General features: G+C 59.9%; 16 protein-coding genes. 11 read left to right on the forward strand and 5 right to left on the reverse strand.

Annotated elements, in window-relative coordinates:
* Window positions 1–216 precede the first annotated feature (216 nt).
* Window positions 217–1,305, forward strand: a complete 1,089-nt coding sequence (locus tag VJ651_RS21005) for a septal ring lytic transglycosylase RlpA family protein (protein ID WP_324109294.1) — start codon at window positions 217–219, stop codon at window positions 1,303–1,305.
* A gap of 6 nt (window positions 1,306–1,311) precedes the next feature.
* On the opposite strand, the gene rsmI is transcribed toward VJ651_RS21005, so the two are convergent.
* Window positions 1,312–2,220 (reverse strand): 16S rRNA (cytidine(1402)-2'-O)-methyltransferase, encoded by a 909-nt coding sequence (gene rsmI / locus VJ651_RS21010; protein ID WP_324109295.1) that lies wholly within the window; start codon window positions 2,218–2,220, stop codon window positions 1,312–1,314.
* Here rsmI and VJ651_RS21015 point away from each other — a divergent pair.
* The 8 genes from VJ651_RS21015 to VJ651_RS21050 all read left to right on the forward strand — a co-directional run bounded on the left by VJ651_RS21015 (window position 2,214) and on the right by VJ651_RS21050 (window position 8,963).
* The gene (locus VJ651_RS21015; RefSeq protein ID WP_324109296.1) at window positions 2,214–3,461 is read left to right on the forward strand and encodes a penicillin-binding protein activator; all 1,248 of its coding nucleotides are present in this window, start codon (window positions 2,214–2,216) and stop codon (window positions 3,459–3,461) included. The two genes, rsmI and VJ651_RS21015, sit on opposite strands and share 7 nt — an antisense overlap.
* Window positions 3,461–3,835 (forward strand): YraN family protein, encoded by a 375-nt coding sequence (locus VJ651_RS21020; protein WP_324109297.1) that lies wholly within the window; start codon window positions 3,461–3,463, stop codon window positions 3,833–3,835. Before VJ651_RS21015 ends, VJ651_RS21020 begins: the two co-directional genes overlap by 1 nt.
* Before the next feature lie 126 nt (window positions 3,836–3,961).
* The gene (locus VJ651_RS21025) at window positions 3,962–4,558 is read left to right on the forward strand and encodes a phosphoheptose isomerase (RefSeq protein ID WP_136413617.1); all 597 of its coding nucleotides are present in this window, start codon (window positions 3,962–3,964) and stop codon (window positions 4,556–4,558) included.
* Complete coding sequence (locus VJ651_RS21030) at window positions 4,551–5,192, forward strand: BON domain-containing protein (RefSeq protein ID WP_324109298.1); 642 nt, start codon at window positions 4,551–4,553, stop codon at window positions 5,190–5,192. The genes VJ651_RS21025 and VJ651_RS21030 overlap by 8 nt, the downstream gene beginning before the upstream one ends.
* Before the next feature lie 87 nt (window positions 5,193–5,279).
* Complete coding sequence (locus tag VJ651_RS21035; RefSeq protein WP_136413613.1) at window positions 5,280–5,870, forward strand: LemA family protein; 591 nt, start codon at window positions 5,280–5,282, stop codon at window positions 5,868–5,870.
* Window positions 5,871–6,006: 136 nt separating this feature from the next.
* Window positions 6,007–7,932, forward strand: coding sequence for a M48 family metallopeptidase (locus VJ651_RS21040; protein ID WP_324109299.1), 1,926 nt, complete (start codon window positions 6,007–6,009; stop codon window positions 7,930–7,932).
* Window positions 7,929–8,360, forward strand: coding sequence for a DsrE family protein (locus tag VJ651_RS21045; RefSeq protein ID WP_324109300.1), 432 nt, complete (start codon window positions 7,929–7,931; stop codon window positions 8,358–8,360). Before VJ651_RS21040 ends, VJ651_RS21045 begins: the two co-directional genes overlap by 4 nt.
* 75 nt (window positions 8,361–8,435) lie before the next feature.
* Entirely contained in the window at window positions 8,436–8,963 is a 528-nt protein-coding gene (locus tag VJ651_RS21050; protein ID WP_324109301.1) for a TlpA disulfide reductase family protein, read from the forward strand.
* Between the two features lie 77 nt (window positions 8,964–9,040).
* Here the strand turns inward: VJ651_RS21050 and VJ651_RS21055 are convergent, their stop codons facing one another.
* The 4 genes from VJ651_RS21055 to VJ651_RS21070 form a co-directional block, all read right to left on the reverse strand.
* Window positions 9,041–10,021, reverse strand: coding sequence for a phosphatase PAP2 family protein (locus tag VJ651_RS21055; protein ID WP_324109302.1), 981 nt, complete (start codon window positions 10,019–10,021; stop codon window positions 9,041–9,043).
* A gap of 51 nt (window positions 10,022–10,072) precedes the next feature.
* Complete coding sequence (gene lipA / locus VJ651_RS21060; protein WP_324109303.1) at window positions 10,073–11,047, reverse strand: lipoyl synthase; 975 nt, start codon at window positions 11,045–11,047, stop codon at window positions 10,073–10,075.
* Between the two features lie 48 nt (window positions 11,048–11,095).
* Window positions 11,096–11,734, reverse strand: coding sequence for a lipoyl(octanoyl) transferase LipB (gene lipB, locus VJ651_RS21065; protein ID WP_324109304.1), 639 nt, complete (start codon window positions 11,732–11,734; stop codon window positions 11,096–11,098).
* 78 nt (window positions 11,735–11,812) lie between these two features.
* Complete coding sequence (locus VJ651_RS21070; protein WP_324109305.1) at window positions 11,813–12,661, reverse strand: helix-turn-helix transcriptional regulator; 849 nt, start codon at window positions 12,659–12,661, stop codon at window positions 11,813–11,815.
* Between the two features lie 280 nt (window positions 12,662–12,941).
* On the opposite strand from VJ651_RS21070, the gene VJ651_RS21075 reads away from it, so the two are divergent.
* Together VJ651_RS21075 and VJ651_RS21080 are read left to right on the forward strand one after the other, a co-directional pair.
* A complete protein-coding gene (locus VJ651_RS21075) occupies window positions 12,942–13,502 on the forward strand; it encodes an Rrf2 family transcriptional regulator (RefSeq protein WP_324109306.1) in 561 nt (186 codons plus the stop codon).
* 49 nt (window positions 13,503–13,551) lie between these two features.
* The coding region (locus VJ651_RS21080; RefSeq protein WP_324106932.1) for an ABC transporter substrate-binding protein at window positions 13,552–13,755 on the forward strand (204 nt) is incomplete at its 3' end.

Raw genomic sequence — 13,755 nt, forward strand, 5'->3', positions numbered from 1 at the left:
GTTGGCAGTCGATATCAATACAAAAACGACAAGCCTGTCCTTGCGGCAATACGCTTGCCGGTGCAAACTATTTCCCATTGGAACGCCGGTTACCGCGTTCCACCCCGAAAAATTGAATTCTGATGATCTTCCGACCGCCGATGAGGGTGGGCAGGGGAGCCGCATGCGCAGTGCGGCGAGCATGTGTCTCGCCGGTCAAGAACGAAGGAGAACGCAATGTCATTGCGCAAATACTGCAGTCGCTACCGATGTACGGCGCTGTTTTTATCGATCGTGGCGCCCGCGCTGATATTGGCTGGCTGCGGCAGCGTGCCGACATCCTCCGATTCATCCGCGCGAAACGGTGTGGCGTCCAGGTCCTCTTCCAGACTTCCCAAGCTCCCGCCCGCAGGATCCGGGCGCGGCGGTTATTACCAGGACGACGGCCCCGGTGACGCGCCTCCCGAAGGCTTGCTCGACACGCCTGACGCCGTGCCGAAAATCGAACCGTATTCGAGTCGCGGCAACAAGCCTTATGTCGTATTCGGGCAGACATACACGCCATTCACCGACGACCGTCCGTTCAAGCAGCGCGGCATCGGAAGCTGGTACGGAAAGAAATTCCACGGGCAGAAGACCTCCACCGGCGAGCCGTACGACATGTACAAGATGGCCGCTGCCCATCCCACACTGCCCATCCCGTCCTACGCGCGCGTGACCAACCTCGCCAATGGCAAGCAAGTGATCGTCCGCGTGAACGATCGCGGACCGTTTCATTCCAGCCGAATTATCGACTTGTCCTATACCGCCGCCTTGAAACTCGGCTATCTCGGCAAGGGTAGCGGTGAACTCGAGGTGGAGCGCCTGCTGCCGGACGAAATCGATCGCATGGCGAACGCCAGAAAGCAGGAGACGGCGCAGGCGGTTCCGGTGCCGGAGGTGTTGCCGGTAGCAGCGGCTGTGCGGCCGGAGCCGAAACCGGAAGCCGTCATGCTGCAGTCGGCCTCGCTCACTACTTCGGAGGAGCCGCTCGCCACGATTTCCGCCAAACCCGTGCTGGTGTCCTTTACCCCGGACGCGTCCCCTTCGTCTGCGGCCGGCTTTTACTTGCAGCTCGGCGCATTCACGCAAGCCGAAAACGCGGAAGCGGCGCGCGCCAGACTGATGCAAGACGCATCGTTGACGCTGCCGCCGGTGGAGCTGGTGCAATACGGCCTGTTCTATCGCTTGTACAGCGGGCCTTTCGCCAGCAGGGATGAGGCCGCGGAAGTCGCTGCCCGCTTGCAGCAGGGCGGCGGAGCCAAACCCTTGATCGTGCAGCGCTGAGTCGTGTCAGGTCGGCGTCTTCAGACGCAACGCCCGCTCGTATAGCGCATTCTTTTTCTGCCCGGTGATTTGCGCCGCCAGCGCTGACGCCTGCCTGACCGGACATTCGGCCAGCAGGATCGAGAGTACGCGGTCCGCTTCCGCTTCGTCGTGATCGCTCGCCACGGCCGCGCCCTCCAGCAGAACCACGTACTCGCCTTTTTGCCGGTTCGCGTCCGCCGCCAGCCAGGCGCGCGCTTCGGACAGCGGGCAGCGATGGACTTCCTCGAACAGCTTGGTGAGTTCGCGTGCGAACACGATTTGCCGCGTCGGCTCGAATGCGCTCGCCAGAGCGTCGACGGTTTCGGTAATCCTGTGCGGGGCTTCGTACAGGACCAGCGTGGCAGTGGTCTTGGTCAGGGTTGCGAGCAGGCTTTCACGCTGTTTTGCTTTGGCCGGCAGAAATCCGACGAAATAGAACCGGTCGTTTACCAGGCCGCTGGCGGACAGCGCGGTGACGGCAGCCGATGCGCCCGGCAGCGGCATGACGCGCAGGCCGGCATGGCGCACCGCATCGACGATGCGCGCACCCGGATCCGAGATGGCCGGGGTGCCGGCGTCCGAAACCAGCGCGATGCGCTGCCCGGACTGCAATCTCGCGATCAACTTCTCCGCCACTTCGCGCTCATTGTGTTCATGCGCCGGTATCAACTCCTTCGACAGGCCGTAACGCGCCAGCAGATGGGTCGTGTTGCGGGTGTCCTCGCAAGCGACGGCATCGGCCATGGCCAGCACATTGATGGCACGCAACGTGATATCGCCCGCGTTTCCGATCGGTGTTGCCACCACATATAATGTGGATAAAGGAAAGACTTGTTGCGACACCTCCTGCATCAGCGACAGCAGGGATGGAGCGTATGAAATGGGCGATGTCATGGGGGGATGTGATGTTCGGTCGGCTCGCGAAAGCGGCATTGCTTGTTAGTTTGCTCATCGGATTGTGCCTGCCTGCGCGGGCAATTACAACCACGCCGGACACGAACGCCGAGGCGAGCGACGCTGTCTCGGTGACACCGGCTGCGTTTATTCCCTCTGACGCCATTCGCCTGGCCGACGACGCCGCGATTCCAAAGAGGCAGCCAAGCATCGCTTTGCTGCTGCCCACCCGATCCGAGGCGCTTCGCGCTGCGGCCGAGGCGGTGAGGGCCGGGTTCCAGGCTGGCTACGAGCGTGAATACGACACGATTGCCATCAATATCATCGAGACCGGCGATGCACCGCAGGACATTCTTGCCGGGTACCGAACCGCGAGCGCCCAATCCGACATCGTCGTCGGGCCGCTCTCGCGCTCCGGGGTGGCGGCGATCGTGCAGGCTGGCGTCATCGACAAGCCGACCATTGCGCTTACTCCTCCCGACAATGCCGGCACCTCGGACAGCGCCTCGCCGCCTGCCGGATTGCCGCCGCAGTTGCTCGTGATGGGGTTGTCGATCGAGGATGAAGCCCGGCAAGTGGCGAATTGGGCGAGCGGGGAACATCCGCATGCCAAGGCGCTGGTAATCTTCACCAAGACCGCCTGGCAACGGCGTGCTGGCAAGGCATTCGCGCTGCAATGGCAGCAACAAGGACTGGAAGCCGAGATGATCGAATTGCCGTCCAATGACGGTTTCCTGAATGGCCGGATGCTGTTGCAACTGAAGAAGCAGATGCAAAACGACACGCCCATGGTGTTGTTCCTTGCCCTGGATGCCGTGCAGGCACGGCAGGTGCGATCCCTGATGGGCAAGCAGGTCGTGCAGTACGGCACCTCGCAGCTCAATCCATTCGTTCCGTCGGCGACGGTCAGCGCCGATCGCATGAGCGAGCTGGATGGCACGCGCCTGCTTGATATTCCGTGGCAACTTCAGCCGGATCATCCGGCGGTGATGATTTATCCTCGGCTCGTTGTCGAAGCGGACCGCAAGCCGGATGCCGACCTAGAACGCCTGTATGCGCTTGGCATAGATGCCTATCGTGTCGCACGCGAGATTGCCGCGCAGCATACCCGTTTCGACCTGGATGGCGTCACCGGCAAGCTGTCCGTCCGCATCGACAAGGAAGGCGCGCACTTCGCGCGCAGCGCGCAGCAGGCTGTCTACCGGGACGGCGGCGTCACGCCGACCGAGGATGTGCGCTGATGGGCGTGTTCGATGCACTCAAGGCCAGGCGTACTGTCAAACAGATCAGCGGCGATGCGGCCGAGGAGCGCGCGCTGCAGTTCCTGCAGCAACGCGGATTGACTCTGCAGGAGCGAAATTTCCGGTGCAAGGGCGGCGAAATCGATCTCATCATGCATGACCGCGATGCGCTGGTTTTCGTCGAAGTCCGAAAACGCACCGATGCGCGCTTCGGCGGTGCGGCCGCGAGTGTTACCTCGCGCAAACAGGCAAGACTGATCATCGCCGCACAAGTTTTTCTTCAGGGATACAAAATGCCCCCCGCCTGCCGTTTCGATGTCATCGCAATCGACGGAGAGCAAATCGATTGGTTGAAGAATGCGATTGATGCATGAGCCGCGCGCTGATCCGTTCCAGTTAAATCACTTTCTTTTTTATTCCGGCAAATTATTTCCATCCGGTCTCGAAACCGCCGGCATGCCAGGCCCTTTCTTCCCCGACTGCACTATAATCGCGACATTATGACGAACCAACGCATCCAGGCGCACTTTCAAGAAAGTGCCGAACTGAAACTCAAAGCCGCCTCCCTTCTTGCCCATCCAATTTCACAAGCCGTGGAACTTATGTTTACGGCATTGTCTAATGGAAACAAGATCCTTGCCTGCGGGAATGGCGGTTCAGCTGCCGATTGTCAGCATTTCGCCGCCGAACTGGTCGGGCGCTTCGAACGTGAGCGGCTGCCATTGCCGGCGATGGCGCTGACGACCGATACCTCGATACTGACTGCAGTCGGCAACGACTACAGCTTCCAGGACGTGTTCAGCAAGCAGGTGCAAGCCTTCGGCCAATCCGGCGACGTGCTGCTGGCGCTGTCGACTTCGGGCAATTCGGCCAATGTGCTCGCCGCCGTCGATGCCGCACTGGAACGGGACATGCGCATCGTCGCCTTGACCGGGAAGGGTGGCGGGGCGATCGGCAAACGCATCACCGATGCCGACGTGCACATCTGCGTACCGCATGACCGGACCGCAAGGATCCAGGAAGTGCATTTATTGACAATTCATTGTTTGTGCGACGGTATCGACGTCGCCTTGTTCGGGGAGGAAGCGAATGACTAAATGGACGCGCGTAACACGTCCGCTGGCTACCATGCTGTTGTGTGGTGCCGTAATTACCAGCTTGCAGGGTTGTATCGAAATGGCGGTGGGTACCGCCGTGGTCGGCACGCTGGCCGCCACTGATCGCCGCACTTTCGGCGCGCAGACGGAAGACAAGACGATCCTGGTCAAGGGCGAGGCGCGTGCGGCAAACGTGGTCGGCGACGCCGGGCATGTCAACGTCGCCAGCTTCAACCGCAAGGTCTTGCTGACCGGCGAAGTGCGCGACGAGGCCATGAAGGCCGCCGTCGAGCGCGAGGTGGGTTCCATCGAAGGCGTGCAATCGATCGTCAACGAGCTGGAAGTGGGCGGCGTGTCGAGCTTTACCTCGCGCTCCAATGACTCGCTGATCACCGGCAAGGTCAAGGCATCCTTCGTCGACGCCAAGGATATTTATGCGAATTCCATCAAGGTCGTCACCGAGCGCGGCACCGTCTACCTGATGGGGCGCGTGACGCAGCGCGAAGGACGCATTGCGGCCGACGTTGCGCGGGGTGTCAGTGGCGTGCACAAGGTCGTGAAGGTGTTCGACTACATTTCGGAAGACGATCTCAGGCAAATGTCGCAGTCGTCGGAAGAGCAAAACAGAAAATGACGGCGGGATAGGTCGTCGCCTGATCCTGAAATGCTATAGTAAGCCGCACATCGTTTTGATTTGCGGCTTTTTTCTTTGGGGGAATCCATGGTCGGAATCATCATCCTGCTCGGGCTTGCATTGCTGCTCTTGTTCTGGGCAGTCGGGGCATACAACCGGCTGGTGAATTTGCGCAACCAGTTCAAGAATGCCTTCGCCCAGATCGATGTCCAGTTGAAGCGGCGCTACGATCTCATCCCCAATCTGGTGGAAACCGCCAAGGGCTACATGAAGCACGAGCGCGAAACACTGGAAGCGGTGATTGCCGCGCGCAATTTGGCCGTGACAGCCAACGCCAAGGCGGCGACCAATCCAACCGATGCCGGCGCAATGCACAACATGGCGACCGCCGAGAATGCCCTGTCTGCCTCGCTCGGGAAAATGTTCGCGCTGTCCGAAGCCTACCCGGAGTTGAAGGCCAACCAGAACATGATGCAGTTGACGGAAGAGCTGACCAGCACCGAAAACCGCATCGCGTTCGCGCGCCAGGCATTCAACGACAGTGTCATGCAATACAACACCTCGCGCGAACAGTTTCCGGGCTCGATCATCGCCGGAATGTTCGCCTTCCCGGCGGCGGAGTTGCTCGAATCCACCGAGTCGCCCGAAGAGCGCAAGGCCGTGAAGGTTTCCTTCTGAGCCATGCGTACAGCGCATCCGTTTCTGCCTTCTGCGACGCAAGGGGAAGGCCGGGATGGAGGGGGCAGGCAATCATGATGCGTTGCGCAGGCACTTTGCCTTCCTTCTTCTGCAAGGGGGACTTGTGGCGGCGCCCATGAACTTCTTCGAACAGCAAGATCACGCCCGTCGCCAGACCAGGACGCTCATCATCCTGTTCACGCTGGCGGTCATCGCGATCGTCGCTGCCGTCAATATCGCGATGGCACTGGTGTGGAGCTGGACGCAGACAGGATATGTGCCCGGAATGCGCGCCTATCCCAAAGGCTTCTTTGCCACCAACACCGCGATCACGCTGGCGTTGATCGCAGGCGGAACGCTGATCGAGATGTTCAACTTGCGCGACGGCGGCGATGCGGTCGCAAAAATGGCGGGCGGCCGCCTGGTTGCGCCGTCGTCGACCGATGCGCAGGAACGCAGGCTGCTCAACGTCGTTGAGGAAATGGCGCTGGCATCCGGCATCGCTTGTCCCAAAGTCTACGTGATGGATCGCGAGGACGCGATCAATGCGTTTGCCGCGGGCTATAACCAGGACGCGGCGGTCGTCACGGTTACGCGCGGCGCCCTCACGCGGCTGACGCGCGACGAACTGCAAGGCGTGATCGGCCATGAATTCAGCCATATCCTCAACGGCGACATGCGACTGAACATCCGGCTGATAGGATTGTTGTTCGGTATCCAGATGATCGCCGGATTCGGCCAGCATCTGATGGATTTCGGCTCCAGCATGTGGGGCGTGCGCAATCGCGACGACAAGGGGCCATCGGGCCGCGCAATTCTGTTCGTCACCGGACTGGCGCTGCTTGCCATCGGTTACATCGGCATATTCTTTGGCCGCCTGATCAAGGCGGCGGTGTCGCGCCAACGGGAATTCCTCGCGGACGCAAGCGCAGTCCAGTTCACGCGCAATCCGGATGGCATCGGCGGCGCATTGCGCAAGATTGGCGGCCTGTCGCGCAGCATGCAACTCGGCTCGCGCATCCAACATCCGAATGCCGAGCAACTGTCGCATCTTTTTCTCGGCGCGCCGAAAACGAGTTTGACGAGCGGCCTGTTTTCGACTCATCCTCCGATTCAGGAGCGGCTGCGCCGCATCTATGGCCGCAGCGTGGATGTGCTCGACGCGCCGGAGTTGCCCGGCGACGCGGCGTCGCCGAATGCAGCCCTGGCAGATATTCCCTATGCGGCCGCCGGCTTCTCCGATGCAGAGCGGCCGGCACGCTGGATCGCCTTCGGCAACGAAGAGCGCGAAGCAGGAACGCTGCCGCCGGAACTCGATAGCGCGGTGCGCGAACCGCATACGGCATGCGCGATGGTGTATGCATTGTTGCTGGGTGAGGCCGAACGCGACGCACAGCTTGCCATACTCGAAAAAGAAGCGCCGCAGCAGGCATCGCTTGTGCCTTTTCTGGCTGAGGCGATTGGCCATCTGCCGAAAAGTGCGCGCTTGCCATTGCTCGACTTGTCGATGCCCGCGCTGAAGCAATTGCAGGATCCGGCAAAGGACACATTGCTCGCCACTGCGGACAAATTGATCGCGGCCGACAACAAGCTGACGCTGGCGGAATTCGTTCTGCAGACCGTCCTGACGCGACGCCTGGACCCGCACGCAGGACGCGCAACCCCCGTGCGCTACGCCCGCCTGGAGATGCTGAAAGAGGATTGCAAAGTCTTGTTGTCGCTGATTGCGCATGTGGCAGCGCCGAATGCCGGCGTGCCGGCATCCGCGCTTTTTGCCAATGGCGCGAAGCGTTGCGAGGAACTGGCGTTATCGGCAAACGACCTGCAAGCTGTCGCAGTGCTCGATTATGCGCAGGTGAAGCTTGCGCTGGATCATGCGCATCAACTTGCGCCGCTGGCCAAGCCGGCGCTGATCAAAGCCTTGCTTGCCGCCGCCGGCGACAGCGATCCGCTGCCGCTTGCAACGGCAGATTTACTGCGGGCGATTTGCGCCGCGCTGGAGGCGCCCGTGCCGCCGGCGGTGGCGGCAACTTATACGAATTACCATTGGGATCAGGTATGAAACGGATATTATTCAAACTGCTTTTTGCCGGATTGATAGCCTTGGTTGCCGGCACCAGCGCATTCGCGGCCGAGCGCATCAAGGTCGTGTACCACCTGATGGAAGGCATCGATCAGGCCACACGCGCCATGGCAAATATTCGCAACCATTTGCGAGCGGAACCCGACACGCAGATCGTGGTGGTGGCTCACGGCGAGGGTATCCGGTTTCTGCTGAAAGGGGCGCAGGACCGCAACAATCGGCCCTTTGATAGTGCGATCAGCGAACTTGCCGCTCAAGGCGTCGACTTCCGAGTTTGCCATAACACCTTGACCGCGCACCGGATTCCGGAGTCGCAACTGGTTCCGGAGGCGAAGCTGGTGCCGTCCGGCGTCGCCGAAGTGGCCCGCTTGCAGGCAAGGGAAGGTTTCGTCTATTTGCGCCCCTGACAAGCGCGCCGGCAGCGTGTCCATGGCGCGACTATAATGAGCCTATTGGCACACACCTGACATTGGCAAAACCTCATGCAGTCCGATACTACTGTTTCCTCGCGTCCTCGCTCCTGGACAAAGTGGCTGGCCGCAGCGCTTGTGATAACGCTTGCCGCAGTCGGCTATTTCTCTCTCTCCACGCAAAATTCGGCACCGGACGTTACCTTTTCCAGCGTGAATGGTGAAAAGATTTCCTTGCGCAGCCTGCGCGGAAAAGTGGTCATGGTGAATTTCTGGGCCACCAGTTGCACGACCTGCGTGAAAGAGATGCCCGAAATGGTGCGCACCTACAACGCATTCAAGGACAGGGGACTGGATTTCGTCGCCGTGGCGATGAGTTACGACCCGCCCAACTATGTGCTCAATTACGCGCAGACCCGCCAGCTTCCCTTCAAGGTCGCATTGGATACGCAAGGCGACATCGCGAAATCATTTAACGATGTGAAATTGACGCCGACCACCTATGTGATCGACAAGAAAGGCAACATCATCAAGCGCTATGTCGGCGAGCCGGATTTCGCCGCTTTGCACCAGTTGCTTGAAGAAGCATTGGCTGCCTGATATTGTGCAAGCATCAAACAAAAAGCGCCGTCATGGCGCTTTTTGTTTTTAATCCGAGACACGCTTGATGCGGTCAGTCACAGCGCCGCCGGCGGTCGGCCTCGCGGTCGGCTTATCCGCCATCCTTCTCGCGGGAACGGCTGGTCATGACCGGAAAAATACAAAGTGATGTTGGTCAGCCATTGCTGAGTCGGCGCAGGATGGACATACGGTGCCGGCAGCAGTGCAAGCAGGCTGAAGGCGATGCGCAAGGGATTGAACACCGGTCTTTGCAGCGACTTGCTCGCTACCCAGATGAAGCCGAGACTGACGGCACTGCCGAGCAACCAGCCTGCCGTGATTTCAGACACCGAGTGCGCATGCACCGCAATGCGTGATATGCCCACGACTACGCCGCAAGCCAGTCCAAGCAGGATGCCGACGGTTCTCACGATTGCCGGCGTGCGTTGCAGCATCAGATAGAACAGGACCGGCATTACTGCCGACGCGCGCATGGCATGGCCGCTGAACCCGGCGAAGTCCAGCGAGCGGATGCCGATGCCCCAGCCGATGAAGGCCATTTTTGTGGCAACCACCACGCCCAGCCCGGCAGCAAACAAGATCCCCCACCACAGTGCTAGGCGCCTTTCATTTTCGGCGAGGAGCCAGGCTGCGATCGCCAATGCGGCGAATGTCGTGATGGTGACATCTCCGAATTTTGTAACTTCCGACCATGCAATCATAAGTGTTGGTATGGCAAGCGTGTCAGGCATAAGTTCATGCGGATTTGTAACGATGTATGCGGGACAACATGTCTGCACGCAATCCTGTTGTTGCGCCGTTCGCCGGGCTTCGTCGACGGGATTTCGGCGGCTTTTCTGCGCAAGGCATCGCACGCGCCCAAGGGGCTTGTCGGCTCGGGAGGTGGTCAGAGAAAGGAGGCGTGTTGCACATCGCAGCGTATGCCCGGTTGCGAAACGGTGGTGCAATCGAAGTGAGCGGTCGCCCACGCCGTCATTGTCGGCGAAGCGGTGATCCGCTCCTTTACTTTTATCAAAGGCGCAGGGCTGCGCCGACAAAGCCTTGTTCTGCCTCAGTTCGCAAGCAGGGCCGGCCTTGTCGCGGAGGGATCAGATAACGCCGGCGCCGTGTGCCTGCTGGTCGGCATGGTAGGAACTGCGTACCATCGCGCCGACCGCTGCGTGCGCGAAGCCCATTTTGTAGGCTTCAGCCTCGAACATCTTGAACGTGTCGGGATGCACGTAGCGACGAACCGGCAAATGATCGCCCGAGGGCATCAGATACTGGCCGATGGTGAGCATGGTGACGCCATGGTCGCGCAGGTCACGCATGACTTGCAGGATTTCTTCATCGGTTTCGCCGAGGCCGACCATCAATCCGGACTTGGTCGGGATTTCCGGGCGCAGCTCCTTGAAGCTCTTGAGCAGATTCAGGGAGAAATGATAATCGGCACCGGGACGCGCTTCCTTGTACAGACGAGGCACGGTTTCCAGGTTGTGATTCATCACGTCGGGCGGCGTTTCCTTGAGGATCTCGAGAGCGCGCTCCATGCGGCCGCGGAAATCCGGCGTCAGGATCTCGATGCGCGTCTTCGGCGACATCGCGCGTACGTGGCGGATGCAGTCGGCGAAGTGGCCAGCACCGCCATCGCGCAGATCGTCGCGGTCGACGGAAGTGATCACCACATAGCTCAGGCGCATGGCGCCGATGGCTTTCGCCAGCTTCTCGGGTTCGGTCGGATCGAGCGGATCGGGACGGCCGTGGCCGACGTCGCAGAACGGGCAGCGACGCGTGCATTTGTCGCCCATGATCATGAAGGTTGCGGTGCCCTTGCCGAAGCATTCGCCGATGTTCGGACAGCTCGCTTCCTCGCACACCGTGACCAGCTTGTTTTCGCGCAGGATGCCCTTGATTTCATTGAAGCGCGTCGAAGGCGATCCGGCTTTCACGCGGATCCAGTCGGGCTTGGGCAGCTTTTCGGCGGGGACGATCTTGATCGGGATGCGCGCGGTCTTGCCGGCGCCTTTCTGCTTCTCGCTCGGATTGTAGGCGGGAGAAGCCTGCGGGTCTTTTTCGGTGGTCATGGACAAGTCGTTTCCTCGTCCGTCGCTTCGACGGGACGAAAGGCGCAATCACGCCGTTAATAAATCGATCAGGTTGTGAGCCAGTGCCGATTGCACGTCACCCAACGGCGCTTCCACGCCGACGGTTTTCATGTCCACGGTGGCCAGTCCTTCATAACCGCAGGGATTGATCCAGGAGAATGGGGCCAGGTTCATCGAGACATTCAGCGACACGCCGTGATAGGTGCAGCCGCTGCCGCGCACTTTCAGGCCGAGCGCAGCGATTTTTGCACCTTTCCAGTCGCCGCCTGACATGTAAATGCCGGGCGCGCCGGGCTTGCGCTCACCGTCCAGATTATACGCCCGCAAGGTGTTTATGACCGACTGTTCAATTTTATTCACGAATTCGCGCGCATACAGGCGCGCACCGGGTTTGCGGCGCAAATCCATTAACAAATAGACCACCACCTGCCCCGGACCGTGATAGGTCACTTCGCCGCCGCGATCGGTCTGGACCACCGGGATGCCGTGCGCGTCGAGCACATGCGAGGGATCGGCGCCCAGGCCAAGGGTGAAAACCGGCGGATGTTCGACGATCCAGAATTCGTCGGGAGTGTCGGGCGTGCGCGCATCCGTAAATGCGCGCATCGCGGCGAACGTGATGTCGTACGATTCGCTTCCGCGATGGATGATGGTGGGAGTCAGCATGCTTGCAAGTGTACCTAACAGGCTGCAAAAGCGCTTCCGTTTGTCCGTCCCCGCGGTCGCCTACCGCGGCCTGTTGAATTACAGCGGAATCGTGTAGAAGTGGTGCTGATCCTTGTGCGGCGAATTGTCGATCACCTTCAGGATGGTCGGGTCGATCTCACCGCGCTTTGGGTCGAACAGGCCGCACAGGCGCATCGCCTTGCGGATATCGATGTTCTTGCCGAGGAATTCAAACACCACGCGCGCGCAAGCGATCGAGCGCTGGTTGCTGGATGACACGCCGAGCATCAGGCCGGACAGGCGGGCAACCTTGTTCTTGTAGGTCGGAAACAGGATCGTTTGCGCAATCTCGTTGCCCGTCAGCGACTCGTAGTCCGTCAGAAAGATGCGGTCGTTCAGGTAAAAGGTGCAACCCATGTATTTGCACTTGTATGTCTGGTCAAGGTTGGCATGCTGCGGAAAGCGCTCCAGCCGCTCGTGATAGATCGCGCCGTCGTGCATGAAGATATGCACCAGCCCGCGCAGCACCTTGCCGGGTGCACTCATCGAGTGATAGTACTCGTAGTAATAACCGAGGTATTTGTCGAACTTGCCGGTCGATTGATGCTGCAGGCGAAGGATGTGATCGGTGTAGGCGGCGCGCTCGGTGCGTTGCTTCGGGCGCACCTGCACGATCTGGTGGAAGTGTTCGCGCGGCAGATAAATTTCCGACGGTTCCACGCCAAAGAAGTCGCATATGCGCTCCAGCGTGTGACTGGATGGCTTGCTGGTGCCGTTCAGGTAGCGATTGAATTGGGCGCGATTGAGATTGAGCTTGCGACAGACATCGGCCACCGAGCGGTAATAGCTGCAGAGCATGCGCAGGTTGGCGCAGAATTCACGCTGGGCGGCGTGGATCGCCTTGGTATTTTCTGTGAATGCGGTCATCAGATCCTCTTTTTTCTGCACAGCAACGCGATGATGCTAGATGCTGCCATTTTAGCATCAAGTAGCATCGAGTCGCGCCAATTAGCGAAATGGCATTTATCAAGCTTTATCCCTAAAGTTGCGTTCCACGTTGTCATCGCTTTAATCCACGGGGCGGTGCTTCAAGCAGGGACAAATAACAAAAACAAGAACATCGCTACCAGGCAGTGACTGCAGGCGGCGCAATCGGTCAGAAACCGGTTGTCGCCAAGCGCAGCAAGACCTCAAAAAGGAGACATCGATGGTGACTGTTGAAGACTGCATCCTCGGCAATAGCGCATTGCACGACCGTTTTTTTGCCACAACCGAAATTCTTGCCAAACTCGTTTCCAGCGCGCCGCGTGCCGTCAGCGTCGCTCAGCTGGAAGACGCCACCGGTCGCCCCGCCAGGGAACTGGCAAAACTGTGCAACAGCCTGTCGCGTGCCAACCTCCTGAAACACGACCCGTCCGCTTCCGACAAGTGGCTGCTGACATGCGACCCCGGCACGGTCACGCTGGAGGACGTATTCCGCTGCGTGCTGGCGGACCAGCACAGCCGATCAAGATCGGCAAGCAAGAGTGCGCCGGAGCGCGTGCCCAGCGACGTCGATCTTCTGGTGATGCAGGCGATGATCGCGATCAACCAAAGCGTGTTCAGGCATCTGCGTCAGTTTTCTCTCGACCGCCTGAAAATCAGCGCGGCCGGCATGTTCCCCTCCCGCTCTCGCCAGCTCGGCGATTCCTGCCTGAATGACAGCTTCGATCTGGCGATGTCGGACCGCGACGCAAGTTATGTTTCGTCTGTGCGAATTCCAGCCTAGGCGAGCTTTTTGCAGTACCTTTCTTTGTTTTTTCATTAGGAGACAATCCATGCAGTTCAAGACAAAAATGATTCCGTTGGCTGGCGCGATTGCATTTGCCTTTGCAGGTGCGGCATCGGCACAGGAACTGGTTGTCAAGATCGGCCACGTCGGCCCGATCTCCGGCGCCATCGCCCACCTCGGCAAGGACAATGAAAACGGCGCGCGCATGGCCATCGACGAGCTCAACGCCAAGGGCGTGACCATCGGCGGC

Origin of the sequence: Noviherbaspirillum sp. (assembly GCF_035254865.1) — a bacterium.
In the GTDB taxonomy this organism is placed as follows: Bacteria; Pseudomonadota; Gammaproteobacteria; order Burkholderiales; family Burkholderiaceae_D; genus Noviherbaspirillum.